Here is a 25,990-nt window from a genome sequence, read left to right as displayed (position 1 = left end):
CTGTTGCGCGGGGGCGCGGGGCGGGGGGGCGCCCCCGCGCCGCCCCGGGGGCCGCGCCCCCCCCCCCCCCGGGGGGGCCCCCCCCCCCGACAGGCCCCGGCGCCGTCCCCGGCAGGGGACCGGAGGCGGCGCCGGCTCCTCGACCAGGCCCGTGCCTACGGCTTCCTGCTCGGCGGACTGATCTGCTTCGCCCTGTTCTCCTGGTACCCGGCGATCCGCGCGGTCGTGATCGCCTTCCAGAAGTATACGCCCGGCTCGTCCCCGGAATGGGTCGGCACCGCGAACTTCACCCGGGTCCTGCACGACCCCGAGTTCTCGGCGGCCTGGCGCAACACCCTCACCTTCACGCTGCTGGCCCTGCTGATCGGCTTCGCGATCCCGTTCGTCCTCGCCCTGGTCCTCAACGAGCTGCGGCACGCGAAGGCGTTCTTCCGGGTCGTGGTCTACCTGCCGGTGATGATCCCGCCGGTGGTCAGTGCCCTGCTGTGGAAGTGGTTCTACGATCCGGGAGCCGGCCTCGCCAACGAGACCCTGCGCTTCCTCCACCTGCCCACCTCGAACTGGTCCAACGGCGCCGACACCGCGCTCGTCTCCCTGGTGATCGTGGCCACCTGGGCGAACATGGGCGGCACCGTCCTGATCTACCTCGCCGCTCTGCAGTCCATCCCCGGCGAGCTGTACGAGGCCGCCGAACTCGACGGCGCGAACCTCCTGCAGCGCGTCCGTCACGTGACGATCCCCCAGACCAGGTTCGTCATCCTCATGCTGATGCTGCTTCAGATCATCGCCACCATGCAGGTGTTCACCGAGCCGTTCGTGATCACGGGCGGCGGCCCGGAGAACGCCACGGTCACCGTGCTCTACCTCATCTACAAGTACGCCTTCCTCTACAACGACTTCGGCGGCGCCTGCGCCCTCAGCGTCATGCTCCTGGTGCTGCTCGGAGTCTTCTCCGCCGCCTATCTGCGGCTGACCCGCTCCGGGGAGGACGGATGAGCAGCGCCACCCGAACCCTGATCTCCCCGGCGACCCTGGCCCGCCCGCGCGGGAAGGCGGTCTACTGGACCGTCTTCACCGGAGTCGTCCTGCTCTTCGCGCTCGCCTTCCTGTTCCCCGTGTACTGGATGGTGACCAGCGCGATGAAGTCCCCGGACGAGGTCGCCCAGACCCCGCCCACCCTCATCCCCAAGCACCTGCACCTGACCGGGTACACCGACGCCTGGGACCTGATGCAGCTGCCCCAGCACCTGTGGAACACCGTGGTGCAGGCGGCCGGCGCGTGGGCCTTCCAGCTGGTGTTCTGTACGGCCGCCGCCTACGCCCTGTCGAAACTGAAGCCGGCGTTCGGCAAGGTGGTCCTCGGCGGGATCCTGGCCACGCTGATGGTCCCGGCCCAGGCCCTGGTCGTACCCAAGTACCTGACCGTGGCGGACCTGCCGTTCATCCACACCAGCCTGCTGAACGACCCGCTCGGCATCTGGCTCCCGGCCGTCGCCAACGCCTTCAACCTCTACCTCCTCAAGCGGTTCTTCGACCAACTGCCGCGCGATGTGCTGGAGGCCGCCGAGATCGACGGCGCCGGCAAGCTGCGCATCCTGTGGTCGGTGGTGCTGCCCATGTCCCGCCCGGTGCTCGGGGTGGTGTCGATCTTCGCCCTGGTCGCGGTGTGGCAGGACTTCCTGTGGCCGCTGATGGTCTTCTCGGACACCGACAAGCAGCCCATCAGTGTGGCCCTGGTCCAGCTGTCGCAGAACATCCAGCTCACCGTGCTCATCGCCGCGATGGTGATCGCCAGCATCCCGATGGTCGCGCTGTTCCTCGTCTTCCAGCGGCACATCATCGCCGGGATCAGCGCGGGCAGCACCAAGGGCTGACGCCCTTCCTCCGACAGAAAGGCACGCACAGTGGGACAGCCCAGCCATGCCCCGAAGGACCTCGACTGGTGGCGTTCCGCCGTCATCTACCAGGTGTACGTCCGCAGCTTCGCGGACGGCGACGGCGACGGCACCGGCGACCTCGCGGGTGTCCGCGCCAAGCTGCCGTACCTCGCCGGACTGGGCGTGGACGCCCTCTGGTTCAACCCCTGGTACCTGTCACCGCTGAAGGACGGCGGCTACGACGTCGCCGACTACCGGGCCATCGACCCGGCGTTCGGCACCCTCGCCGAGGCCGAGAAGCTCATCGCGGAGGCGGGGGAGCTGGGCATCCGGACGATCGTGGACATCGTCCCCAACCACGTCTCCGACCAGCACCCCTGGTTCCGGGCGGCGTTGGCTGCCGGGCCGGGCAGCCCCGAACGCGAGCTGTTCCACTTCCGTCCGGGACGTGGCGAGCACGGCGAACTCCCGCCCAACGACTGGCCGTCCCAGTTCGTCGGCTCCACCGAACCGGTGTGGACCCGGCTGCCCGACGGCGACTGGTACCTGCACCTGTTCACCCCCGAACAGCCCGACCTCAACTGGGCGCACCCGGCCGTCCGCCAGGAGCACGAGGACATCCTGCGGTTCTGGTTCGAGCGGGGCGTCGCCGGCGTCCGCATCGACTCCGCCGCCCTGCTCGCCAAGGACCCGGACCTGCCCGACCTGGCCACGGATCCGCGGCCGCACCCCTTCGTCGACCGCGACGACCTGCACGACGTCTACCGCGCGTGGCGCGCGGTCGCCGACGCCTACGACGGGGTCTTCGTCGGCGAGGTCTGGCTCCCCGACGCCGAGCGTTTCGCCCGCTACCTCCGCCCCGACGAACTGCACACCGCCTTCAACTTCTCCTTCCTGTCCTGCCCCTGGGACGCCGGCCGGCTGCGGACGTCGATCGACACCACCCTCGCCGAGCACGCCCCGGTCGGCGCGCCCGCCACCTGGGTGCTGTGCAACCACGACGTGACCCGCACGGTCACCCGCTACGGCCGCGAGGACACCGCCTTCGACTTCGCGACCAAGGCCTTCGGCACCCCCACCGACCTGTCGCTGGGCACCCGCAGGGCCCGCGCGGCCGCGCTGCTGTCCCTGGCGCTGCCCGGCGCGGTGTACGTGTACCAGGGGGAGGAGCTGGGGCTGCCCGAGGCCGAGATCCCGGCGGACCGCATCCAGGATCCGATGTACTTCCGGTCGGGCGGCACCGATCCCGGACGGGACGGCTGCCGGGTGCCGATGCCCTGGGTGGCCGACCTGCCGTACGCGGGATTCGGTTCGCGCGAGGAGCCGTGGCTGCCGCAGCCGGCCGGCTGGGCCGCCTACGCGGCCGACCGCCAGCAGGACGACGGCGACTCCATGCTCAGCCTCTACCGCCGCGCCATCGCCGCCCGCCGGCTCTTCGGGTCCGGCCCGCTGACCTGGCTGCCCGCTCCCGAGGGCGTCCTCGCCTTCACCCGGGCCGCGGAAGTGATCTGCGTGGTCAACCTCGCCCCCGACCCCGCCGAACTCCCCGCCCACACCCAACTTCTGCTCACCAGCGGCCCGTTGGACGGCGCGGGCCGTCTGCCGCAGGACACGGCGGCCTGGCTGATGACCTGAGCCGCCGGTTCCGCACGCGCTATCCCCCTCCCCCCACCCCGAAGGGATCAGCAGATGCACAGCACCACAGCCAGATCTGTCAGGAGCATGCCAGCAGTGGCGGCCGCTGTCGCGCTCGCCGCCGGCATGCTCGTCGCCGTAGCGCCCGCCGCCCACGCGGCCGCGGGCGCGAGCCTGCCGTTCACCTCGGTCGAGGCGGAGGCGGCGACCACCACCGGCACCAGGATCGGCCCGGACTACACCCAGGGCACCCTCGCCTCCGAGGCCTCCGGACGCCAGGCCGTGCGCCTCACCTCCGGCCAGCGGGTCGAGTTCACCGCGCCCCAGGCGTCCAACGCCGTGAACGTCTCCTACAGCGTCCCCGACGGCCAGTCCGGCACCCTCAACGTGTACGTCAACGGGGTCAAGCTCGCGAAGACCCTGACCGTCACCTCCAAGTACTCCTACGTCGACACCGGCTGGATCGCCGGCGCCAAGCAGCACCACTTCTTCGACAACGCACGCCTGCTGCTCGGCCAGAACGTCCAGGCCGGCGACAAGGTCGCCTACGAGTCCACCGGCGCCCAGGTCACCGTCGACGTGGCCGACTTCGAGCAGGTGGCCGGGGCCGCCACCCAGCCCGCCGGGTCGGTCTCCGTCACCTCCAAGGGTGCCGACCCCAGCGGCAACGGCGACTCCACCCAGGCGTTCCGGGACGCCATCGCCGCCGCCCAGGGCGGGACGGTGTGGATCCCGCCGGGCGACTACAAGCTCACGTCCTCCCTGAGCGGCGTGCAGAACGTCACCCTCCTGGGCGCCGGCAGCTGGTACTCGGTCGTGCACACCTCGCGGTTCATCGACCAGTCCAGCTCCTCCGGGAACGTCCACATCAACAACTTCGCGGTGATCGGCGAGGTCACCGAACGCGTCGACTCCAACCCGGACAACTTCGTCAACGGATCACTGGGGCCGAACAGTTCGGTCTCCGGGATGTGGATCCAGCACCTCAAGTGCGGGTTCTGGCTGACGGGCAACAACGACAACCTGGTCGTCGAGAACAACCGCATCCTCGACACCACCGCCGACGGCCTCAACCTCAACGGCACCGCCCACGGCGTCCAGGTCCGGGGCAACTTCCTGCGCAACCAGGGTGACGACTCCCTGGCCATGTGGTCGCTGTACTCGCCCGACACCAACTCCAGCTTCACCGGCAACACCATCTCCCAGCCGAACCTGGCCAACGGCATCGCCATCTACGGCGGCACGGACATCTCCGTGAAGAACAACCTGATCTCCGACACCAACGCGCTGGGCAGCGGCATCGCCATCTCCAACCAGAAGTTCGCCGACCCGTTCTCACCGCTGTCCGGGACGATCACCGTCGACGGCAACACGCTGGTCCGCACGGGCGCGATCAACCCCAACTGGAACCACCCGATGGGCGCGCTGCGCGTCGACTCCTACGACAGCGCCATCAACGCCACCGTCAACATCACCAACACCACGATCACCGACAGCCCGTACAGCGCCTTCGAGTTCGTCTCCGGCGGCGGGCAGGGATACCCGGTCCGGAACGTCAACGTGACCGGCGCGACCGTGCGGAACACCGGGACGGTCGTGATGCAGGCCGAGGCGCAGGGCGCCGCCACCTTCCGCAACGTCACCGCCACCGGCGTCGGCGCGGCCGGCATCTACAACTGCCCCTACCCGGCGAACTCCGGGTCCTTCGCGCTCACCGACGGCGGGGGCAACTCCGGCTGGTCCAGCACCTGGTCGGACTGCTCCAGCTGGCCGCAGCCCGGCAGCGGCAACCCCGACCCGGACCCCGGCCGCAACCTCGCCAAGGGCCGCCCGGCGACCGCCACCGGTTCGCAGGACGTGTACACGCCCGGCAAGGCGGTCGACGGTGACGCCAACAGCTACTGGGAGTCCGCAAACAACGCCTTCCCGCAGTCGCTGACCGTCGACCTCGGCTCCTCCTACGCGGCCCGCCGGCTGGTGCTGAAGCTGCCACCGTCCTCGGCCTGGGGCGCGCGCACCCAGACGATCACCGTGCTGGGCAGCACCGACGGCTCGAACTACTCGACCGTTGTGGGTTCCACCGGCTACCGGTTCGACCCGGACACCGGCAACACCGCCACCGTCGCCCTGCCCGGCAGCACCGACCTGCGATATCTGCGGCTGACGGTCACCGCCAACAACGCCTGGCCGGCCGCGCAGTTCAGCGAGGTGGAGGCGTATCTGACGTCGTGACCTCCGCCGCCCGGGGAGCCCCGCGTTTCGCCGCCTGGATCTGCTCGTAGACATGGGTGCGCAGTTCGGCGAAGCGCGGGGCGGCCCGGGTGTGCAACTGGTTTCGCCGGTCCGGCAGATCGACCTTCAGCTGTTCCTGGACGACGGTCGGGGAGGCCGACAGGACGATCACTCGCTCGCCCAGATAGACCGCCTCGTCGATGTCGTGGGTGACGAACAGGATCGTGATCCCACGCTCCTGCCACAGCCCGCGGACCAGATCCTCCAGATCGGCCCGGGTCTGGGCGTCGACGGCGGCGAACGGCTCGTCCATCAGCAGGACCCGGGGTTCGTAGGCGAGGGCCCGCGCGATCGCGACCCGCTGCTGCATACCGCCCGAGAGCTGCCAGGGATAGGCGCCGGCGGCGTCCGCGAGGCCGACCGAGCGCAGCGCGTCGGAGACCAGTTCCCTGCGCCGCTCCCGCGTCAACCGCTTCTGCTTCAGCGGGAGTTCCACGTTCTCGGCGACCCGCATCCAGGGGAACAGGCTGCGGCCGTACTCCTGGAAGACGAACGCCATCCCGGGCGGCGGCCCGGTCACCTTCCGGCCCTCCAGGAGGACTTCACCAGCGGTCGGGGTGAGCAGGCCGCCCATGCACTTGAGCAGAGTGGTCTTGCCGCAGCCCGACGGGCTGACCAGGCAGACGAGTTCGCCGGCCTCCACGGTGAAGGTGAGGTCCCGCACCGCCTCGATGCGGCGACCGGAACCGTCGTAGACCTTCTTCAGGCCGCGTACGTCGAGCATGGACCGCCCCTTCACGATGCTCACTCAGGACCGCCGGGTTGTCGCGCGCAGTCCGTGGTACCAGCCGAGCACCCGCCGCTCGACCAGCTGGAAGACCACCGAGAGCGCGAAGCCGAGCAGGCCCAGCAGCAGGATCCCGGTCCACATGTCGGGGATCGCGAAGCCGCGCTGGAACTGCACGATGGTGAAGCCGAGCCCGTTGCTGGCCGCGAACATCTCGCTGATGACCATCAGGATGATCCCGATCGACAGCGCCTGCCGCAGGCCCGCGAAGATCTGCGGACTCGCCGAACGCAGGACCAGCGTACGCAGCCGGGCCACGCCCGTGATGCCGTACGAACGGGCCGTCTCCGCCATCACCGGGTCCACCGCCCGTACACCCTCGACGGTGTTGAGCAGGACCGGCCAGACGCAGCCGCTGGCGATCACCACGATCTTCATGGAGTTCCCGATGCCCGCGAACAGCATGATGACCGGGACGAGGACGGGCGGCGGCACCGCCCGCAGGAATTCGAGGACGGGTTCGCAGACCGCCCGCACCCGCCGGTAGGAGCCGATGACCGTGCCCAGGCCGATCCCCAGCACAGCCGCCGTGGCGTATCCGGCGAGCAGCCGCAGCACACTGCGCAGCAGGTCGTCGCGGAGCCGCTGCCCGGTCCAGACGTCCGGGAAGGTCTTCAGGATGGTGCGCAGCGGCGGCCAGTAGACGTTCGTGCTGCCGTCGGAGGCCACCCACCACAGCGCGACCAGCACCACGGGCAGGGCCAGCAGGTACACCGCCGTGAGCAGCAGCCGCCTCATACCGCCACCTCCCCGCGCACCGACTGGTGCCAGGCCAGTGCCCGCCGTTCCACCGAGCGCGCGCCCACGTTGATGAGCAGGCCCAGCAGGCCGGTGACCACGATCAGGGCGTACATGTCCGGCACCGCCTGCGAGGTCTGCGCGACGGCGATCTGCCGACCCAACCCCGGTGCTCCGATGACCAGTTCGGCGGTGATGGTGAGGATCAGAGCGACCGCGGCGGCCAGCCGGACAGCGGTCATCACGTACGGCAGCGCGGTCGGCCACAGCACATGACGGACCCGGGCCCAGGTACCGAGTCCGTACGACCGTGCCGTCTCCTCGGCGACCGGGTCGACGTCCTGGACGCCGTACATCACCTGGATCAGGACCTGCCAGAAGGAGGCGTAGACGACGAGCAGCAGGACCGAGCGGAGTTCGGTGCCGTAGAGCAGGATCGCGAGGGGGATCAGGGCGACCGAGGGGATCGGGCGGAGAAACTCGACCGTGGAGGCGGTGGCTTCGCGCAGGTGCGGGACGACCGAGAGGACGACCCCCGCCACGATGCCGGCACCGACCGCGATGGCCAGGCCCACCGCCCAGCCGGTGAGGGTGTCGCCGAGCGCCGACCAGAAGGCTCCGTCGGCGAGTTCGGTGCCGAGGGCGCGGGCGATCCGGCTGGTCGGCGGGAAGTAGTCCGCCTTGACCAGACCGAGCCGCGGCACCGCCTCGCCGAGGGCGAGGAAGGCCGCGAGCCCGGCCGCACCGAGTGCGGTGTTCAGCCCCTTCACTTCCTTCACGGCAGCAGCTTGTCCAGGTCGGGTGCCGTCTTGAAGAGGCCGTCCTGCTCGCTCAGCTTCTCCAGGGTGTCGATCGACGAACGGTTCGGGTCGGCCGGCCACTTCGGCAGGGTCACCGCGGCCAGCACGTTGGCGGGGGTCTTGGTGTAGGTGGTGACGATCTGCCGGACCTCGTCCGGGTGCGCGTCCGCGTAGGCCAGCGACTCGGCCGTGGCCTCCTGGAACTTCTTCACGACGTCGGGGTTGTTCTGTGCGTACGACGTCGAGGTGAAGTACATGGCCACGGTGAGGTTCATCGCCACGTCGACCATCGGTGAGGCGATCTCGGTGGCGCCCTGGAGTTTCATGGTGGCGAGCGCCGGCTCGACCGCCATCGCCGCGTCGATCTGTCCCTTGTCGAGCGCGGCCGGCATCTGGTCGAAGGCCAGCTCCACGAAGCTCACCTTGTCCGGGTCGCCGCCGTCCTTGCGCACCGACTCGCGGACCGCGGTCTCGTTGATGTTCTTCAGCGTGTTGACGGCGACCTTCTTGCCCTCCAGTTGCCTCGCCGAGGTGATGCTGCTGCCCTTCTTCACGACGAGCCCACCGAAGTCCTTGCCCGCCACGCCCGTCGAGGCCACGCCGTTCGCGATCGCCTGTACCGGTACGTTGTTGGACTGGGCGATCATCAGCGAGGTCATGTTGCTGAAGCCGAACTGGAACTGACCGCTCGTCACACCCGGCACGATGGCCGCGCCGCCCTGCGCGAGCGTCATCGACAGCTTCAGGCCGCGCTTGCTGTAGAAGCCCTCCTTCTGCCCGAGGTAGAGGGGGCCACGTCGACGATGGGGATGATGCCCACCTTGACGGTGGTGGTGCCGCCCGACGAGGACGATGTGGACGACGAGCCCCCGGAGGAGCCGCAGGCCGCCGTGGTGAGCAGGATGGTGCCGACCGCGAGACCGGCGAGCAGACGACGCATGGGCTCCTCCTGTGCAGACAACGGTGTTCCGACAGGGTGTGCGCTGTGCGCACAGTAGTGCTCGATTGGTGCTCAGCGGGAAGGTAGAACCGGCCGGACGACCCGGTCAATGGGTTTAGCTGACAAAATTGTTGACAGTTATCGAACCGCACTCTCACCGTGTTCTCCGTGTCGAACCGTCACGCCGCGAGGTGGCGTGACGGACCGTGACGGGACGAGTCGGACCGGGGAGGCGTCGATGTCGAGTGATTCCCGCGCACCTGATGCCCGCGCACCGCACTTCGTGAGGTCGTTCGAGCGCGGCCTGGCGGTGATCCGCGCCTTCGACGCCGAGCATCCCGCGCGCACCCTCAGCGAGGTGGCCCGCGCCTGTGACCTGACCAGGGCCGCCGCCCGCCGGCTGCTGCTCACCCTGGCCGACCTGGGCTACGTCCACTCGGACGGCCGCCGGTTCCGCCTCACCCCACGCATCCTGGAACTCGGCTACGCCTACCTCTCCGGCCTCGACCTGCCGAGCCTCGCGCAGCCGCATCTGGAGCAACTCGCCGCGCTGGCGGGGGAGTCGGCTGCACTCTGCATGCTGGACGCAGAGGCGGTCGTGCATGTCGCGGCGGCCCCGGCCCGGCGGGTGATGGCGGCGACCGTGGCGGTGGGGGCGCGCTGTCCGGCCCACCGGACGGCGGCGGGGGCGATGCTGCTCGCCCATGCGTCCGGGCCCGGCGCACCCGGTCTGCCTGAACGGGAGTTGATACTCCGTCAGGGATATGCCCTGCTCGAGGACGACCTGGAGGTCGGCGTCAGAACACTGGCCGCCCCGGTGCGGGACCGGAGCGGCCAGGTGGTGGCCGGGGTGGCCCTGGCGGTGCACTCCGGCCGGATGTCCACCGCCGCGGCCCGCCGCGACCTGCTGCCGCCACTGCTCGCGGCGGTGGCGCGGATCGAGGCGGACCTGCGGATCACAGATCGAGCACCAGACGCCCCCCTCGGCACCGCGACACACAGATGAGCATGGTCTCCCCAGCCGCCCGCTCCTCCTCGGAGAGCACCGAGTCCCGGTGGTCCGGGTCGCCTTCGAGGACATCCGTCTCGCACGTCCCGCAGGTGCCCTCGGTACAGGAGTAGAGCACCTCGACCCCGGCGGCCCGGACGGTGTCGAGCACGGAGACCCCGGGTGCGACGGTGAGGGTACGGTCGCTCTGTGCGAGGACGACCTCGAACTCGCCGTCCTCGCCGTCCTTGCCGTCCTGTCGGGCCTTCGGCTGAAAGCGTTCCACCCGCAGCACGCCCGCCGGGCAGCGCTCCTCCACCGCGTCCAGGAGCGGCCCCGGCCCGCAGCAGTACACCAGGGTGCCGTCCGGGACGTCGTCCAGCACCGGGCCGAGGTCCAGCAGCCCGGTCTCGTCCTGCGGGGCGACGGTGACCCGCTCCCCGCCGTAGCGCGCCAGTTCTCCGGTGAACGCCATGGACCGCCGGGTCCGGCCGCCGTACAGCAGGGTCCACTCGGCACCCGCGGTCTCGGCGGCGGCCAGCATCGGCAGGATCGGGGTGATGCCGATGCCGCCTGCGACGAACCGGTAGCGCGGGGCCGGCTCCAGCCGGAAGTGGTTGCGCGGGCCGCGCACCCGCACCGTGTCGCCGACGCCCAACTGCTCGTGGACAAAGGCGGATCCGCCCCGCCCGTCGGGTTCCCGCAACACCGCGACCCGCCATCCGGAACGGTCCCCGGGATCCCCGCACAGCGAGAACTGCCGCTCCAGCCCGGGCCCGAGCACGACATCGACATGCGCCCCCGGTTCCCAGTGCGGAAGTTCCTCGCCGAGAGGATGCCGAAGGGTGAGGAAGACGACCTCCTCGGCCGCCGACACCCTTTCGCCGACGACCAGTTCGGCTTCGTACAGGCTCATGTCGTGCGCTCCGGGGGCTGGTGTCCTTCGGGGTGGCCGAGCATCCACTCCCACATCTCGACCGGGTCCTGCGCGGTGTGCTCGGCTCCGCAGTGACAGGTGCCGTGCAGCACGTCGGTGCCCGGCAGCCAGTCGATGCGGTAGATCTCACCGGTCGGGGTGTTCACAGGACCTTCTCCACGGGCTTGTCGCCCTCCTCGACCAGCCGGGCGAGGATACGGCGGGCGGCGAGACCGCCGGTGTCGATGTTGATGCTCAGCTCCTGGTAGCCGGCCCGCTCCGAACCCAGCGTCCGCTGCAGGAGGTTGAGGGCGTCCACGTCCTGCATGACCACCGTGTGGTTGTTGTTCCGCAGGAAGTCGGTGACCTCGGTGTCGTCGGTGGCCCAGTCCCGGGAGACCATCCAGAAGTCGTACACCTTGCCGTCCGAGGACGGGGTGATCGCGTAGGTGATCTCGGTGTGGAAGCCGTTCGGGTCGCTGCCGTCGGCCTCGGGCACCACGCCGACCGGTGCGATCCGGCTGTGCAGCAGGTACAGGCAGGGTGCGTGGTACTCGATGTCCTGCCAGCGGGTGATCCGCCCCTCGATCCCGGTCGAACGGGCGTAGAACGGCGGGCACTCGGCGTCGTCCATGTGCCGGCTGACCCGCACGATCCCGGCGCCCTCGTCGACCTCCGTGGTGATCGGTGTCTCGGCGACCTCCGGGGTGCCTATGTAGCCGCCGTGCAGATAGGTCTCGTGGGAGAGATCCAGGAGGTTGTCGACGAGGAGGCCGTAGTCCGCGTCGATGGGCTCCAGGCCCCGTACGGTCGTCCAGCCCGGGGCGTCGAGGTGCCGGGCCCGCGGGATGGCGTCCGGGTCGGCGAGCCCGGGGTCGCCGACCCAGACCCACACCAGGGAGTCCTGCTCGACCACCGGGTAGGAGGCGACCCGGGCGGTGCGCGGGATCCGTTTCTGCCCCGGCACGTACACGCACGCGCCGGTCCGGTCGTAGGTGAACCCGTGGTACCCGCACACGATCCGGTCACCGTCCAGCCCGCTCTCCGACAGCGGGTAACGCCGGTGCACACAGCGGTCGTTGAGAGCGACGGGACGGCCGTCCTCCTCGGCGCGGTAGAACACGAGCGGTTCCCCGAGAACCGTCCGCCCGAGCAACTCCCGCCCGACCTCGTGACTGTAGGCGGCGACGTACCACTGGTTCCTGGCGAAGGCGGTCATGTGCGGCATGAGATGGGGTCCCGTCATCCTCGACGTCGTGTCAGGAACACCATGACGACGTCGCCTCCACCCCGGCAATAGGACTTCCGCCGGACGGAAACGCCCTGGTCATCCGCTCGCTGCCGGTCGCGTGGTACTCAGTTCGCTTCACCGCTCCGGAGGTCGACACTCCGCAGGCGAGTACCCCTCCGGTTGCAGCGCCCCGCCGAGGGTTCTTTACTCATAGGTACAGATCTGACCGAACCATGCGGCCCGTGAGACAGGACGCCGGAGGACTCCGCCGTCGGTGAGGGCGTAGTTGCCGCGTGCCGGTGCGCTGGGCCTTCAGCCGGTCTCTGGTCGAGTCGCCACAAGGGAGATGTGGACATCATGGGACAGCTTGATGGGAAGATCAGCCTGGTGACCGGCGGCTCGACCGGGATCGGTCTGGCCATAGCGCGTCGGTTCGTCGCCGAGGGCGCCACCGTGTACCTCACAGGGCGACGCAAACCCGAACTCGACGCGGCTGTGGAAACCCTCGGGGGACGGGCCATCGGCGTACAGAGTGATGTCTCGCGTCTCGACGCTCTGGACGAGCTGTTCGCGATCATCCAGGGTGGCAGCGGACGGCTGGATGTCGTCGTCGCCAACGCCGGGGGCGGCGAGCTGGCGCGACTGGAGGAGATCACCGAGGAGCAGTACCGTTCGACCTTCGACATCAACGTCAAGGGGACGATCTTCACGGTCCAGAAGGCTCTCCCGTTGCTGCCGGACGGGGCCTCGGTCATCGTGCTCTCGTCCACCAACGCGTCGATGGGCGTCCAGGCCATGACGGTCTACAGCGCCACCAAGGCGGCCATCCGCAACCTGGCCCGCACATGGGCCGCCGAACTCGCGGGGCGCGGCATCCGGGTCAACGCCCTCAGCCCGGGACCGATAGAGACCCCGGGCATCCGCGGTCTGGGCAGCCCGGCAAAGGGCGAACAGCAGCTGGCGGACCGTCTCGCCGACGAGATTCCCCTCGGCAGGATCGGACGCCCCGACGAAGTCGCCGCCACGGCCGTCTTTCTCGCCTCTGACCAGAGCTCCTTCACCACGGGAGCCGAACTCTTCGTCGACGGCGGCCTGGTCCAGGTCTGAATACAGGCCGCCTTGTTTCGGCGTAGCCGCGAAGAGGGACGGGAAGACGGAAAACGGCCCGTACTGCCCTGTCTTCGCCCCGTAATGCCCCGTACGCGGCGTACAGTTTTCTCATGGCCCGGCCTCGGCAGTTTGACGACGAGGAAGTTGTTCGGGCTGCTCGCGACCAGTTCTGGTCCCACGGTTACGACCGAACCTCCATCGACGATCTGAGCGCCGTCACGGGCTTGGGACGCGGAAGCCTGTACGGGGCCTTCGGAGACAAACACGCCCTGTTCCTGCGGGCTCTGGACAGCTACAACAGTGACGCGATCGGAGCCTGGCGTTCGGCTCTGCGCGGCCCGGGACCGGCCCTTCCACAGCTTGAGCGCTTTGTGTGCGACGTCGCCGAAGCGATCAGCAGGGACGTGGCGCGGCGCGGCTGCATGATGGCCAGGAGCGCCACGGAACTCGCCGCAGTCGACAAGACCGTCGCCGAGCGGATTGCTGCGACTGTCCGCGGAATGCACAGCGAGCTGTCGGACTGCCTCGCCCGGGCCCAGGAGGAAGGCTCGCTGGATGCCGAGGCGGACACGGACGGGCTCGCCAGCCTTCTCCTTGCCGTGCTGCGGGGACTGGAGGCCCTGGGCAGGGCGGGAGCCGCAGCGGAGGTTGTCATCGGCGCTGCCGAGCAGGCCCTGGCCCTTCTTCCCCGCGTGTCCACGAGCGAGCCGGCGCCGGATCGGCCGGAGGACCGCTCAGCGCCGTGACCCGGCGCTGCCTCTGCCAGGTTGCCGAGACCGTGGGTGGCGGCTGGGCAAACTGGTCCTTGGCCGCCATCGCGATCGTCTTCGCGGCGGCGATTCGTGCACCCGGACGCGTGGGGATCATGGTGCGACGAGGTCGTGACTGTCCCCTATCAGCTCCCGAATCAGTTCGTCCGGGACATCGCCGGCCAACGAGATGTTGACCCAGTATCGCTTGTTCAGCTTGTACGCCGGGTGCACTGCCTCGAAGCGGTTCTGCAATTCGGTGACCCGCTCCGGATCGGCCTTGACTGTCACCTGGTCGTCCGGGAACTCATGGCCACTGAGGATGGCGAAAACCTTGTTGTTCGCCGCTGTCTTGAACACCACGCGGTCCGGGGCGAACGGACGCGACTCGCTGACTCCGGCGAAAGAGAGCGCCAGCTCCCGGACGTCGTCCACGGTCATCACGGCTTCCTCGCTTCGATAACTGACGTAGCAGCGGCTACCAGGGGCGGATGAGGACGGTGCCGACCTTGCCGGGCTGCACCGCGTGCTTCACGGCGGTGGCCAGCTCGCCGAGGTCGTACGTAGCGGCCACGTCGAACTGGTCCTTGAACGCCAGCGCGATCAGTGTCGCGGCGACCGCGTCCGATGCCCGCCTCTCGGCGGATGCCTCCAACAGCCACCGGCCCAGGTTCGCGCCCCGCACCGTCAACGACTGGTAGAGCAGCGTCGACGCATGCACCGAGATCGGCTCCTCGGCGAGTTCCCCGTAGATGACCAGCCTGCCGCCCGGCGCCAACAGGTCCAGAAGGCTTTCCGTCAGCTGCCCGCCGACAGGGTCGAAGGCCACACTGAGCGGGCGGCCGCCGGCTGCCGTGCGGACCTCGTCGGCCCAGCCCGGATTCTCTGTCGCCACGACCGGGACGTCCGGGAACCGCTTGCGCAGCTCGGCGGCACCGCGGTCACTGCGGACGACGTTGACCAGGCCCACGTTGTGGTACTGCATCACGCCCGTCACCAGCCGCCCGACCGACGAGCCGGCGGCGGCCTGCACCAAATAGCCGTCGTATCCCAAGGCCGGGTGATGCTCCGCCTCACGGCGCAGCATCACCGCGGTGAGCGGGTTCGTCAGCATCTGCGCGGCGACCTCGTCCGATAGCTCATCAGGCACGGGGACGACAGTCCCGGCGTCCGCCAGGATCCACTGTGACCATCCCCCCGGCAGGGGAAAGACGGTTACCCGGGCGCCGACCTCGACGCCCTGAGCCACGCGCGTATCCGGGCCGATGGCCTCCACCACGCCGGTGGCCTCGACACCGACTGGAACCGGCTCAGGTGCCGTCCCGGGGTAGGCCTCGACGGCCAGGAGATCACCACGGTGAACCGGGAAGGCCGTGGTGCGGATGAGGACCTGACCGTGCACGGGTGCTTCCGGTTCGGGCTCCTCGATGACGGTCAGGACGTCGGCGGGCGACCCGCCGCGGGTGTAGACGACACGACGGTTCATGATCGTCCTCCTGTGCGCTGGTGTGCATGGGGCTTGGCCGGGGTGTCAGCCGACGTCCATGAGCAGCAGGTGCTTCGCGCTGAGTGCTCCGTCCAGTTGCATCAGCCGGCCTCCCTCCCGTAGACCGCCGAGGTCCAGGGCGGCGAATCCGAACTCGTCGAGCAAGCCCGCCACGGCCGCCTTCGCATCGGCGTCGTCGCCCGCGTAGAAGACCACCTGACGGCCTTCCGCGTGCTGGGGGTCCGCGGCGATGAACGCGGCGAACAGGCTGTTGAACGCCTTCACGATCCGCGCTCCGGGAAGGCGCTCGGCGACCCACTCGCTGCCCGTGAGGTCGCCGACGTCGTACCGGCCCCTCCAGGGGTTGGCCGCCGCGAACTGATTCGTCGTGTCGACGACCGTCTTCCCGGACCAGTCGGTGAGGCTGGTCAGGTCCGGCACTGCGGAGAACGGCACCGCGAGGAAGACGAGGTCCGGCTGCGCCGCCTCCTCGGCCGTCACCGCGTGGGCCTTCGGCCCCAACTGCTCCACGACTGCCTTGAGTGTCTCCGGGCCCCGGCTGTTGCCGATGAGTACCTCATGTCCGTGACGGACGGCCTTGTCGGCGACGGCCCGGCCGATCTCTCCCGCGCCGAGAATGCCGATAGTGCTCTGTGCGGCCATGCTGCCCACCCTTGATCGTGTGTTGGGAAGTCGTGCCGGCGCCCCGGCAGCGGCTGTGTGATCGGCTCCGGCCGCTTCCTGCCGGGATGGTCCCGGCCTCGGCGGCAGGTGCCGCGGCGCCTACGCGCGATGCGGGTTGAAGTCCAGGAGGACCTTGCCCTCCTCCCGGAAATGCGCGAGTGCCTCGGGAAAATCCGCTGCCTTGTAGACGGGAGCGGAGGGCAGGACGAGTCTTCCCTCGGAGACCAACCGCGCGGACTCCGCGTTCAGAGCCGGAAGCGGGGGAAGGAACTCGTCCTGGTACATCCAGAATTCCGTCGTGGTGATGTTCTTCGTCCTCAGCACGTCAGGATCGGGCGTGAACGGCCGGCCGCTCAGATACCCGTAGATGGCCAGCAGGGCGCCGTCGGTCAGCACGTCAAGCAACAGTGCGGTCGCCGCTCCGCTGACACCGTCAAGGCCGAGTAGCACGGGATCGGAGCCGATGGCTTCCCGCACGCGCGCGCCGGCGTCCGCCGAGTCGACCACCACGATGTCGGCGCCGAGATCACGGAGTTCGCTCAGGTTCCGCGCGGCGAACGATGTTGATCGTGCGCAGCCCTCGTTCCTTGGCGAAAACGATGACAGACCGGCCCACCCCGCTGTTGGCCGCGTTCTGCACCACCCAGGACCCGGCCGGAAGGTCACGCAGGCCGACCAGGAGCCCCGCGCTGACGGGATTGATGGCGAGCATCGCCGCCTGTTCCAGACCGATGGACTTGTCCACGACGGTCAGGTCCGCTGCCTCGGCCACCACCCGCTCGGACCAGGAAAAGACGCCGAAGGGAAGCAGGACCCTCTCGCCGGGGCTGACCTCCATGACGCCGGGCCCTACCGACACGACCGTCCCGACGCCCTCGTTTCCGATGGCCGTCGGCAGCTCAGGGCGTACGGGGTAGACACCTTGCGCCAGGAGAAGGTCGTGGTGGTCGAGCGGGGCATACTCGACCTGGACCAGCGCCTGTCCGGCGGTGGGAGCCGGGGGCTCGGGCACCTCCACCACCTTCAGGCTCTTCTCCGGCTCCCCGAACCGGGTGAGGTGAATGGCGAGCATGGGACACGACTCCTCGCTTCGTCGCCTCTCGAAATTCGAGGTCGATTCGAGACAATGCTCTGGATGCCGACGGCCCGGTTCCCGAGGGTTTCCACGGCGGTATCCAGCTCGGTTCTGCTCCGGCCCGACGCGTAGAGAGCGAAGCACGCCGACATCCGGCAATTCATGCCGTCCACCTTGTGACGCCTCGTCGACGACGGAATGCTCCGTCGCGACGCCTCACGGACCGCACGCTTTGGTGAGATTTGTACCTACTAGTAAAGAACCCGAACCGGGTCACTGCAACCGGAGAGCAGCTGGTCCGGGAGTCAGGTGGTGACGGATGTGTCGTTCCGCGTGAGCCCTCGAGACTGCAACCAGGTGTCGATGACGGCTGCCAGCTCGTCGCAATCGGTGAAGACGTGTCCGTTCATCCCCGTGGCCTGCGCGGCGCGTACGTTCTCCGCGCGGTCGTCGACGAAGAGGAAGTCGGTCGGGGCGGCCCGCATGGCGACGACGCAGTGATGGAAGGCTGCCGGTTCCGGCTTCGCCGCTTTGATCTTCCCGGAGAAGGCGACGTGGTCCAGATGGCGCAGCCAGGGCTGGGCGGCGAGGAACGCGTCCGCGTGGTCCGAGGGGATGTTGGACAGCAGGGCGACCTCGGCGACGTCGCGGAGGGACTGGGCGAAGGCGACCATCCGGTCGTCGACGCGTGACCAGCTGTCGATGTCGGTGAGGCGCAGTTCCTCGATGGTGTCGGCGTCGACGGACAGGGACAGCCGGCGCAGTACAGCGGTCCAGTATTCGGGCGCGGACTGCCGACCGGCGTCGTAGGGCGGGCGGCAGTCCCAGTAGGCCGTGGTGAAGGCGTCGGCGGGTGTGTGACAGCGGGCGGCCATCTTTCCCAGGGCGCCCGGGCGTTGATGGCGGGCGATGACCCCGAAGAGGTCGAACAGCACGATGCCGCGGTCGGTGGACATCATCGTGGTTTCCTCCGGATCCCGAGGGGTGTTCAGCGGCTGCTTGCTGTCATCTCGCGCGTGCGGTCGGATCCGGTCCGCAGGATCCCGGCCGCCACGGCGGTGGTCGCACACAGCAGGATCAGCACTACGAAGGCGTGGTTCAGGGCGACGAGGTGGGTCAGCCAGCCGATGACAGCGGGGCCGGCGAGCATCCCGACGTAGCCGAACCCGGCGACGCGGGAGACATTGGCCCCCGCGGCGGAGGGGTCGGCATGCCCTGCCGCGCTGAACAACTGCGGGACACAGCCGGACAGCCCCAGACCGAACAGCGCCCACCCCGCGAACGCGGCCCAGATCCACGGGGAGACGGTCACGATCGTGATGCCGACGGCAGCCGTCGCCGCGCCGTACCGCAGGATCGCCAAGGACCCGAACCGGGCGACGAGGCGGTCGGCGAGCAGCCGGCCGATGGTCATCGCCGCCGCGAAGGTGCCGTATGCGAAGGCGGCGGTGCTCGCGGGTGCGCCGAGGACGTCCTTCAGGTGCAGCGCGCTCCAGTCGTTGGCGGCTCCCTCGCACAGCATGACCATGAGAGCCAGGGCGGCGAGGATCCAGATGCGCCTGCTGGTGGCGCGGCGCCCGGCGGCCGGCGCCTGCTCGGTCTCCCCCGCGGAGCCGGTGCCGGCGGCGGTGGGTGCGGTCGGCAGCAGGGCACGTGCCGACACCAGGGCGATCGCGATGCCGAGGGCTCCCATGGCGGCCATGCCCGCGGCCGGGCTCAGGCCGGCACTCGCGGTGGCCGCTCCGACGAGCGCGGCGAGGACGCTGCCGACCGAGAACGTGGCGTGGAAGGCCGACATGACGGGCCGGCCGTACGCCTTCTCCACGTGCACGGCGTGGGCGTTCATGCTCACGTCCAGGCAGCCGTTGCAGAATCCGAAGACCAGCAGGGCGGCTGCCAGCGTCCATGGCTCCCGGGGAAGGCCGGGCAGCACCAGGGCCGCGCCGCACAGCACGCCGGTGGCGGGAACGACGGTGCGCGCCCCGAGCCTGTCAGTCAGACGCCCGGCCACTTGCATACCGATGAAGGCTCCCAGCCCCAGCAGCACCAGCAGTCCCCCGAGCGTCGCGTGGCTGATGCCCACGCGCTCCTCGATGGCGGGGATGTTCACCACCCAGGTGCCCATCAGGGTTCCGCACAGGCTGAAGTAGACAAAGGTCGCTATTCGGGCGGCTCGCAGCGAATCGTTCATGACAGGCACCGTAACGAACATCGGGAGCGGTTGAATACTGTCAATTCGCACACATTGAATGTTCGTTTCGTGTGGTGTTCAATCGCGGTATGAGCAACGCAGACCGGCACGGGATGATCGCGCAGGCCGTCAGGGAGACGGGAAGGGTCACGGTCCAGGAACTCGCCGAACTGACCGGCGCCTCCGAGATGACCATCCGGCGCGACCTCGACGCGCTGGCCGCGCACGGCGTCCTGGAGCGGGTCCGCGGCGGCGCGCGCACCCTGCTGCTCAGGGGCGAGGAGCCGCCCTTCGCGCTGCGTGCTCACGATGCCGTCGACGCCAAGCGCCGCATCGCGGCCGAGGTGTCCTCGCTCATCGCCGACGGCGAGACCGTACTCCTCGACAGCGGCACCACCTGCCTGGAGATCGCCCACCTGCTGCGCCGGCGGCCGGTCACCGTGATGCCCCTGTCCTTGCAGGCCATCCAGGTATTCGGTGAGGGCCCGGGCCCGGCCACGCTGATGGTGCCCGGCGGACAGCCACGGGCCGCCGAGGGAGCCCTCACCGGGCCCCTCACCCTCGCGTCCCTGGCGGCACTGCGCTTCGACACCGCCGTCATAGGCTGCTGCGGTCTCAGCGCAGCCCAGGGCCTGACCGCCTACGACCTCGACGACGCGGCCGTGAAGAAGGCCGGCATCGCCGCCACGCGCCGCATCATCGTCGCCGCCGACGGCAGCAAGCTCGGCCACACCGCCTACGCCTACGTCGGTCCCTCCACTCTCCTGCACACCCTCGTCACCGACACCGCAGCACCCGTCGACGAGGTCACCGCGCTCGAAGGCACCGGCACCGTGGTCAAGACCGTCTGACAAGACCGTCGGCCATCGCTCGGGGACCTCCTCACGGACCTCGTCACGGTCGAACCAGTGCCTGGTCAGCAGCCGCGACACGGAACGGCGGATGCCGTCGGGCCGGCCTGTCGGCCCCGTCGATCCGATGCTTCCGCTTCGAGCCGGTCACTGCGACTCCCAGCCGGTCACTGCGACTCCTAGGATGAAGCGTTGCTGGCTGCCCGCGCGGAGGGTGCCGACCATGGGGGCCATGACCTCGTCCCCTCGTTGTGCGGCCGCCGCCCGAACCGCGGTCGATTCCGCCCAGCCGCCCGGCGGCCTGACCAGGGCCGGCCTCGCCGTGCTGATCACCGCGGTCTTCCTGCCCCAGGTCGACTTCTTCATCGTCAACGTCGCGCTTCCCACGATCCAGTCGTCGTTGGAGGCGAGTGCGGGCGCGCTCGAACTCGTCGTCGCCGGCTACGGGACGGCCTATGCCGCGACACTGGTGCTCGGCGGGCGGCTGGGCGACATGATCGGCCGCCGGCGGATGCTGCTTACAGGACTGTCCGGCTTCGTGCTCACCTCACTGGTCTGCGGGGCGGCTCCCGGGATCGGCGTCCTGGTCGCGGCGCGGATCCTGCAGGGGGCCGCGGCGGGCCTGGTCGTCCCCCAGGTGATCGCGACGCTCCACGCGACGCTGAGCGGGGAACGGCGGCACCGGGCCCTGGGGCTGTACAGCTCCGCCGCGGGCGCGGCGATCGTGGTCGGCCAGCTCGTCGGCGGCCTGCTGGTGACCGCCGACGTCGCGGGCACCGGATGGCGGCCGATCTTCCTGGTCAACGTGCCGATCGGCGCGGTGGCCCTGATCGCGGCCGGGCGCCTCGTCCCGGCAACCCGCTCACCGCACCCGCTCGGGCTCGACCTGGCGGGGACGCTCCTGTTCGCCGGGACCCTGGTGGCCCTGCTGGTGCCGCTCGCGGAGGGACCGACGATCGGTTGGCCCCCGTGGAGCTGGGGCGCGCTGGCGCTGGTGCCGGTGCTCGCGGCGGCGACGGTCGTCGTCGAACGCCGCGCCGAGGCGGCCGGGCGCGTGCCGCTGCTGCCTCCCTCGCTGCTGCGGCTGCGGTCGATGAGGCGCGGCTTCGCGATGCACCTCCCCTTCATGCTCACCTACGGCGCCTTCATGTTCGTGTTCGCCCTCACCGTCCAGACGGGCCTGCACAGTGGGGTGCTCGGCGGGGGTCTGGCGGTCCTCCCGCTGGCGGTCGCCTACTTCGCCGGGTCCCTCGCCGCGCCGCGCGCCATCGCCAGGTTCGACGCCCGGCGCGTCGTCGCCGTCGCCGCGGTGGCCGTCGCCCTCGGCCTCCTGGTGCTCGTCCTGGTCACCGTGACCACGTGGCCGCACACCGACTACTGGGCGTTCGCACCGGGACTCGTGGTGGCAGGGGCCGGCCAGGCGCTCGTCTTCGCCTGCCTCTTCCGGCTGATCCTGCTCGACGTCCCCGAGCACCTGGTGGGGGTGGGGGGCGGTGTGGTCACCACGGTGCAACAGTCCGGCCTGGCGCTCGGGGTGGCGACGCTGGGCACGTTGTTCGTCGGGCTCGAGAAGACCGGCGTCGGCACCGCCTTCGTGGTGTCGCTCACGGTCCAGGCCGCGATCATGCTGGCGATCGCGGTCGGCTCGTTCACCCTGCCCCACCTGCATGCGCGACCGGGGGGACCGGGGTCGCGGTCGAGGTGTGACCGCCCGCGGACCGCAGGAGTGGCGTGACCCAAAGCGGGTTCGCGGCTGATCGTCGGGCCCGTGCCGCTGACCAGGGGCGAACGGCGAGACGGTGGCCGATGCCGCACTGGCCGGTCTGCCGCACCACGGGGGACCGACCCGACGACCGGGCCGGCTGAGCGCGGGACGGGCTCAGCCGGCGTCGGCGACCAGCCTGGTCAGCCGCTCGACGGTGTGCGGGTCCGCGGGGAGCAGCACCTGCAGCCGGGTCGTCGAGCCGGGCGCGACCCAGGTGTTGGAGACGGTGAAGGTCATCCGACCGGTCGCCGGGTTGTCGATCCGGCGCAGCACACCGGCGTCGACACCGCGGACGGAGTGCCGGTCCCACAGTTCGGCGAACTTTGACGACTCCGCGCGCAGCCGCGAAACCAGCGCCTTCCACCGGCCGTCGTCGACGTGCTCGGCCATGGCGACGCGCAGGTTCGCGACCTGGCGAGCCGCGGCCTGCTCCCAGTCGACGACGCGCTCGCGCCAGCGAGGCTCGGTGAAGGTGAGCCAGACGCAGTTGCGCTGTGCGATCGGCACCTCGTCGAGGTCGGTGATCAGCAGGCGCATCGCCCTGTTGTAGGCGAGCAGGTCGAACTTGCCGTTCTGGACGCAGGCGGGGTAAGGGTCGAGCTTGTCCAGCACAGCGTGCAACTCGGCGCTCACGGCGTTGCACTCCGTGACCACGGCGTCGTCCGCGGCACCGGCGAGCCGGTAGAGGTGGTGGCGCTCGTCGTGGTCCAGGCGCAGCGTGCGGGCGAGCGCGTTGAGCACCTGCGGCGAGGGGCGCACGTCGCGGGCCTGCTCCAGGGCCGTGTACCAGGTGACGCTCATCCCGGCGTGCTGAGCGACCTCCTCCCTGCGCAGACCGGGGGTGCGCCGCCGAGCGACCGCCACGATTCCGAGCTCGCCCGGTGATATGCGCTCGCGGCGACTGCGCAGGAAGACGGCGAGCTCCCGGCGCCGGACAGCCGCGCCGTCGGAGTCGCCGCGGCTCTCGGGTCCGATGGCATTTCCGGAACCGGGCGACGGGTCGACCGGCTCCTCGGGCCGCGGCACGGTGTACACAACCATCAGGATCCTCCGGGGACCAGCCGGCCCCTACGCAGTTCTGGAACTAGCATCAGCAGTGACTGGATACCAGTCTTGAGGCCCGAAATGATACGGCCATCGGCCTTGTGCACCCTGCCCTGAAGGAGCGCCCCTACCGTGTCCGTGTCCGCCGTTACGTCCTCCTCGCCGTATCCCGCCGACGCACGCCACCTGCTCGTGATCGGTGCCGGCCCCGGCATCGGTGCCGCCACCGCCCGTCGCTTCGCCCGCGACGGCTACCGGGTGACCCTGGCCGCCCGGCGTCCGGACAAGCTCGAGGAGCTCGCCGCCGACCTGCGCTCAACCGGGGCCGAGGTGGCCGTCGTGCGCGTCGACGCGGCCGACCCCGGGCAGCTGCGCGAGGCGTTGAGCTCGCTCTACGCGGCCCCGAACCCGCCCGGCGTCGTGTTGTACAACGTGGCCCGGCTGACGCCCGACGACCTCCTGTCGGCCGCGCCCGAGGACCTGCTGAGCGCCTACACCGTCGACGTCGTCGGCGGGGTGGTGGCCGCCCAGGTCGCGGTGCCGGCGATGCGAGCCGCCGGCGGCGGCACGTTGCTGTTCACCGGTGGCGGTCTGGCCGACCGGCCGCAGCCGAGCGTCGCCACGTTGTCCCTGGGCAAGCTGGGGTTGCGAGGGGTCGCGAACCTGCTGGGCACCCAGCTGGCCGACGACGGCATTCGGGTCCTCACCCTCACGGTCAACGGGGCGGTCGAGCCGGGCACCCCGTTCGACCCCGAGCACATCGCCGAGCGGTACCGGCGGGCGATCGACGACGCCAAGCCGGGTTTCGTCGACGAGCACTTCAACGGGGCCTGAGCCGGCGCCGTTGTCACGGCAGCCCACATCCGCCGTCAACAGCGTGTCTGGCAAATGATCGTCCGGCTGGTTCGCGGCGCTGGAGGACCGGGGAGGCCAGGACGACCCCGGCACGGTAACGACCCCGGCACGGTAGCGACCCCGGCACGTAGCGGTCGGCGGGTCTGTCGAAGCGGTGGCGATCGCTCGCAACGGGCGCGGCCATGGGAGGCCCGGCCGGTGGGCCCCGTGCTAGCGTGGAGCGTTTGCAGCGTCGCTGTGTCGGTGCCCGGTCCGCGGCCCCTGGCCGGTGGCCGCGTCCCCGCCGCGCCTTCCTCGGTACGGTTTCTTCGGAGGAAGGCTTTCTGTGAGCGAATCAGCACGTGCCGACGCCCGGCGGCAGGATGAGGGGCCCGAGGCGTCGGGCGCCACTGGGGCTCTGCCCTCGGCGGCGTCCTTCGCGGAGCTGGGGCTGCCGGCCGAGATCCTGCGGGCGCTCGACGAGCACGGCGTGAGGGTGCCCTTCCCCATCCAGGCGGCGGCACTGCCGAACGCGCTCGCGGGACGGGATGTCCTGGGCCGGGGCCGCACCGGATCCGGCAAGACGCTCGCCTTCGGCCTGGGGATGCTCGCCCGGACGGCCGGGCGGCGCGCGCAGCCCAAGGAGCCGCTGGCGCTCGTTCTGGTGCCCACCAGGGAGCTGGCGCAGCAGGTCGGTGAGGTGCTCACCCCGTACGCCGAGGCACTGCGGCTGCGGCTCGCGACCGTGGTGGGCGGAGTGTCCATCGGGCGGCAGGCCGCCGTGCTGCGGGACGGCGCCGAGATCGTCGTCGCCACGCCCGGCCGACTGCACGACCTCATCGACCGCAAGGGATGCCGGCTGGGACAGGTGCGCATCACGGTCCTGGACGAGGCCGACCAGATGTGTGACATGGGGTTCCTGCCGCAGGTCACCGAAGCCCTGGACCAGGTGCGCCCCGACGGGCAGCGGATGCTGTTCTCCGCCACCCTGGACCGCGATGTCGACCAGCTGGTGCGGGACTACCTGCGCGACCCCGCCGTCCACTCCGTGGATCCCTCGTCCGGCGCGGTCTCCGCGATCGAACACCACGTCTTCGTCGTGCACGGCCCGGACCGGTACGCCGTGACCACGGAGATCGCCGCCCGGGACGGCCGCGTCCTGCTGTTCCTGGACACCAAGCACGGCGTCGACCAGCTCACGCGGCATCTGCGGGCCAGCGGCGTGGCCGCCGCCGCCCTGCACAGCGGGAAGTCCCAGCCGCAGCGCACCCGGACCCTGGCCCAGTTCAAGAACGGGCAGGTCACCGCGCTGGTGGCGACGAACGTCGCGGCACGCGGCCTGCACGTCGACGACCTCGACCTCGTGGTCAACGTCGACCCGGCCACCGACCCGAAGGACTATCTGCACCGCGCGGGCCGCACGGCCCGGGCCGGCCGCTCCGGCACCGTCGTGACACTCGCCCTGTCGGGACAGCGCCGCGAGACGAGCCAGGTCATGGCGGACGCCGACGTCGCCCCCAAGGTCACCAAAGTGCGGTCCGGCGAGGCGGAGCTGAGCCGGATCACCGGCGCCAAGGCCCCCTCCGGAAAGCCTCTCGACGGCGGGCCGGCCGTACCGCGCCCCAAGAACCACAACGCCCCGTTCCGCGGCCTGGGCAGCACCAAGGACGCGAAGGGCGGCTCCGGTGGCAGGCCGTCCCGCAAGAGCAGCGAGGCCCGCAAGCTCGCGGAGGCCCGCGAGGCGGCCCGGTTGCGGCGCGGCGGCTGAGCCCCACCTCCCGGACTGCCGGGCGGTGTCCTGTACGGGTGACCGTGCGCGGGGGGTGGCGCGCAGGCGACGGCGAAGGGCGCGGACCTGCCACGTTCGCCGTGGGCGCGGACGGGTGTGAACGCAAAGGCGCCCGGTCGCGGCGCGGCGGGGGGGTGCGCGGCGTGTGCGGGGCCCGGTGCATTTCGGGGGTGGTGAGCCGCCCCCGGACGGGTGGGAACCGCGGGGT

At 70.4% G+C, this 25,990-nt stretch carries 24 protein-coding genes and 2 pseudogenes; 11 read left to right on the top strand and 15 right to left on the bottom strand.

The annotated features are described in order from the left end of the window. Window positions 1-99: 99 nt before the first annotated feature. From ACWGJB_RS02560 to ACWGJB_RS02545, 4 genes and pseudogenes are all read left to right on the top strand, one after another. Window positions 100-996 (top strand): annotated as a pseudogene (locus ACWGJB_RS02560) (carbohydrate ABC transporter permease); the annotation flags it as partial. Beyond that, window positions 993-1,874, top strand: a complete 882-nt coding sequence (locus tag ACWGJB_RS02555) for a carbohydrate ABC transporter permease (RefSeq protein ID WP_453378429.1) — start codon at window positions 993-995, stop codon at window positions 1,872-1,874. The pseudogene ACWGJB_RS02560 and the gene ACWGJB_RS02555, both read left to right, overlap by 4 nt. A 30-nt stretch (window positions 1,875-1,904) precedes the next feature. Beyond that, window positions 1,905-3,512, top strand: a complete 1,608-nt coding sequence (locus ACWGJB_RS02550; RefSeq protein ID WP_453378428.1) for a glycoside hydrolase family 13 protein — start codon at window positions 1,905-1,907, stop codon at window positions 3,510-3,512. A 54-nt stretch (window positions 3,513-3,566) separates the two neighbouring features. Continuing rightward, entirely contained in the window at window positions 3,567-5,744 is a 2,178-nt protein-coding gene (locus tag ACWGJB_RS02545; protein WP_453378427.1) for a discoidin domain-containing protein, read from the top strand. Here the strand turns inward: ACWGJB_RS02545 and ACWGJB_RS02540 are convergent. The 4 genes and pseudogenes from ACWGJB_RS02540 to ACWGJB_RS02525 all read right to left on the bottom strand — a co-directional run bounded on the left by ACWGJB_RS02540 (window position 5,713) and on the right by ACWGJB_RS02525 (window position 9,069). Further along, window positions 5,713-6,528 carry an ABC transporter ATP-binding protein gene (locus ACWGJB_RS02540; RefSeq protein WP_453378426.1) on the bottom strand — a complete coding sequence of 272 codons (816 nt, stop codon included), beginning with the start codon at window positions 6,526-6,528 and terminating at the stop codon, window positions 5,713-5,715. The two genes, ACWGJB_RS02545 and ACWGJB_RS02540, sit on opposite strands and share 32 nt — an antisense overlap. Window positions 6,529-6,552: 24 nt before the next feature. Further along, on the bottom strand, window positions 6,553-7,329 hold the full coding sequence (locus tag ACWGJB_RS02535; protein ID WP_453378425.1) for an ABC transporter permease: 777 nt from the start codon (window positions 7,327-7,329) through the stop codon (window positions 6,553-6,555). Next, window positions 7,326-8,099, bottom strand: coding sequence for an ABC transporter permease (locus ACWGJB_RS02530; RefSeq protein ID WP_453378591.1), 774 nt, complete (start codon window positions 8,097-8,099; stop codon window positions 7,326-7,328). Before ACWGJB_RS02530 ends, ACWGJB_RS02535 begins: the two co-directional genes overlap by 4 nt. 5 nt (window positions 8,100-8,104) lie before the next feature. Next, a pseudogene (locus ACWGJB_RS02525) lies at window positions 8,105-9,069 on the bottom strand (ABC transporter substrate-binding protein). A gap of 238 nt (window positions 9,070-9,307) precedes the next feature. On the opposite strand from ACWGJB_RS02525, the gene ACWGJB_RS02520 reads away from it, so the two are divergent. Then, window positions 9,308-10,075, top strand: a complete 768-nt coding sequence (locus ACWGJB_RS02520) for an IclR family transcriptional regulator domain-containing protein (protein WP_453378424.1) — start codon at window positions 9,308-9,310, stop codon at window positions 10,073-10,075. On the opposite strand, the gene ACWGJB_RS02515 is transcribed toward ACWGJB_RS02520, so the two are convergent. From ACWGJB_RS02515 to ACWGJB_RS02505, 3 genes are read right to left on the bottom strand one after another with little or no spacing between them, the layout of a single operon-like run. After that, on the bottom strand, window positions 10,026-10,973 hold the full coding sequence (locus tag ACWGJB_RS02515; RefSeq protein ID WP_453378423.1) for a PDR/VanB family oxidoreductase: 948 nt from the start codon (window positions 10,971-10,973) through the stop codon (window positions 10,026-10,028). The two genes, ACWGJB_RS02520 and ACWGJB_RS02515, sit on opposite strands and share 50 nt — an antisense overlap. Further along, on the bottom strand, window positions 10,970-11,140 hold the full coding sequence (locus tag ACWGJB_RS02510; protein ID WP_453378422.1) for a hypothetical protein: 171 nt from the start codon (window positions 11,138-11,140) through the stop codon (window positions 10,970-10,972). The genes ACWGJB_RS02515 and ACWGJB_RS02510 overlap by 4 nt, the downstream gene beginning before the upstream one ends. Next, window positions 11,137-12,201 carry a Rieske 2Fe-2S domain-containing protein gene (locus tag ACWGJB_RS02505; RefSeq protein ID WP_453378590.1) on the bottom strand — a complete coding sequence of 355 codons (1,065 nt, stop codon included), beginning with the start codon at window positions 12,199-12,201 and terminating at the stop codon, window positions 11,137-11,139. Before ACWGJB_RS02505 ends, ACWGJB_RS02510 begins: the two co-directional genes overlap by 4 nt. A gap of 360 nt (window positions 12,202-12,561) precedes the next feature. On the opposite strand from ACWGJB_RS02505, the gene ACWGJB_RS02500 reads away from it, so the two are divergent. Beyond that, window positions 12,562-13,311 carry an SDR family NAD(P)-dependent oxidoreductase gene (locus tag ACWGJB_RS02500; protein ID WP_453378421.1) on the top strand — a complete coding sequence of 250 codons (750 nt, stop codon included), beginning with the start codon at window positions 12,562-12,564 and terminating at the stop codon, window positions 13,309-13,311. Window positions 13,312-13,424: 113 nt separating this feature from the next. After that, complete coding sequence (locus ACWGJB_RS02495) at window positions 13,425-14,060, top strand: TetR/AcrR family transcriptional regulator (RefSeq protein WP_453378420.1); 636 nt, start codon at window positions 13,425-13,427, stop codon at window positions 14,058-14,060. A gap of 117 nt (window positions 14,061-14,177) precedes the next feature. Here ACWGJB_RS02495 and ACWGJB_RS02490 read toward each other — a convergent pair whose 3' ends face one another. The 7 genes from ACWGJB_RS02490 to ACWGJB_RS02460 form a co-directional block, all read right to left on the bottom strand. Next, on the bottom strand, window positions 14,178-14,504 hold the full coding sequence (locus ACWGJB_RS02490) for an MmcQ/YjbR family DNA-binding protein (RefSeq protein ID WP_453378419.1): 327 nt from the start codon (window positions 14,502-14,504) through the stop codon (window positions 14,178-14,180). Window positions 14,505-14,541: 37 nt separating this feature from the next. Continuing rightward, window positions 14,542-15,549 (bottom strand): zinc-binding dehydrogenase, encoded by a 1,008-nt coding sequence (locus ACWGJB_RS02485; protein WP_453378418.1) that lies wholly within the window; start codon window positions 15,547-15,549, stop codon window positions 14,542-14,544. Between the two features lie 45 nt (window positions 15,550-15,594). Further along, window positions 15,595-16,221, bottom strand: coding sequence for an NADPH-dependent F420 reductase (locus tag ACWGJB_RS02480; protein WP_453378417.1), 627 nt, complete (start codon window positions 16,219-16,221; stop codon window positions 15,595-15,597). 111 nt (window positions 16,222-16,332) lie between these two features. Continuing rightward, a complete protein-coding gene (locus tag ACWGJB_RS02475; protein WP_453378416.1) occupies window positions 16,333-16,743 on the bottom strand; it encodes a hypothetical protein in 411 nt (136 codons plus the stop codon). Window positions 16,744-16,759: 16 nt separating this feature from the next. Beyond that, window positions 16,760-17,305 (bottom strand): alcohol dehydrogenase catalytic domain-containing protein, encoded by a 546-nt coding sequence (locus tag ACWGJB_RS02470; protein ID WP_453378415.1) that lies wholly within the window; start codon window positions 17,303-17,305, stop codon window positions 16,760-16,762. Window positions 17,306-17,613: 308 nt separating this feature from the next. Next, on the bottom strand, window positions 17,614-18,267 hold the full coding sequence (locus ACWGJB_RS02465) for an HAD family hydrolase (protein ID WP_453378414.1): 654 nt from the start codon (window positions 18,265-18,267) through the stop codon (window positions 17,614-17,616). A gap of 29 nt (window positions 18,268-18,296) precedes the next feature. Next, entirely contained in the window at window positions 18,297-19,499 is a 1,203-nt protein-coding gene (locus tag ACWGJB_RS02460; protein ID WP_453378413.1) for an MFS transporter, read from the bottom strand. Window positions 19,500-19,588: 89 nt separating this feature from the next. On the opposite strand from ACWGJB_RS02460, the gene ACWGJB_RS02455 reads away from it, so the two are divergent. Further along, complete coding sequence (locus tag ACWGJB_RS02455; RefSeq protein ID WP_453378412.1) at window positions 19,589-20,350, top strand: DeoR/GlpR family DNA-binding transcription regulator; 762 nt, start codon at window positions 19,589-19,591, stop codon at window positions 20,348-20,350. 232 nt (window positions 20,351-20,582) lie between these two features. Next, window positions 20,583-22,085: an MFS transporter gene (locus ACWGJB_RS02450; protein WP_453378411.1), complete on the top strand. Its 1,503-nt coding sequence runs from the start codon at window positions 20,583-20,585 to the stop codon at window positions 22,083-22,085. A gap of 144 nt (window positions 22,086-22,229) precedes the next feature. On the opposite strand, the gene ACWGJB_RS02445 is transcribed toward ACWGJB_RS02450, so the two are convergent. Continuing rightward, window positions 22,230-23,156 (bottom strand): helix-turn-helix transcriptional regulator, encoded by a 927-nt coding sequence (locus tag ACWGJB_RS02445; protein WP_453378410.1) that lies wholly within the window; start codon window positions 23,154-23,156, stop codon window positions 22,230-22,232. A 135-nt stretch (window positions 23,157-23,291) separates the two neighbouring features. On the opposite strand from ACWGJB_RS02445, the gene ACWGJB_RS02440 reads away from it, so the two are divergent. Both ACWGJB_RS02440 and ACWGJB_RS02435 read left to right on the top strand, forming a co-directional pair. Further along, a complete protein-coding gene (locus tag ACWGJB_RS02440) occupies window positions 23,292-23,993 on the top strand; it encodes an SDR family NAD(P)-dependent oxidoreductase (RefSeq protein WP_453378409.1) in 702 nt (233 codons plus the stop codon). Window positions 23,994-24,339: 346 nt separating this feature from the next. Then, window positions 24,340-25,761 carry a DEAD/DEAH box helicase gene (locus ACWGJB_RS02435; RefSeq protein ID WP_453378408.1) on the top strand — a complete coding sequence of 474 codons (1,422 nt, stop codon included), beginning with the start codon at window positions 24,340-24,342 and terminating at the stop codon, window positions 25,759-25,761. Window positions 25,762-25,990: the final 229 nt, after the last annotated feature.

This window comes from Streptomyces sp. NPDC054813, from assembly GCF_053611365.1.
The sequence above is the reverse complement of the archived record's forward strand: the minus strand, read 5'-3'. Positions and strand labels throughout refer to the sequence as shown.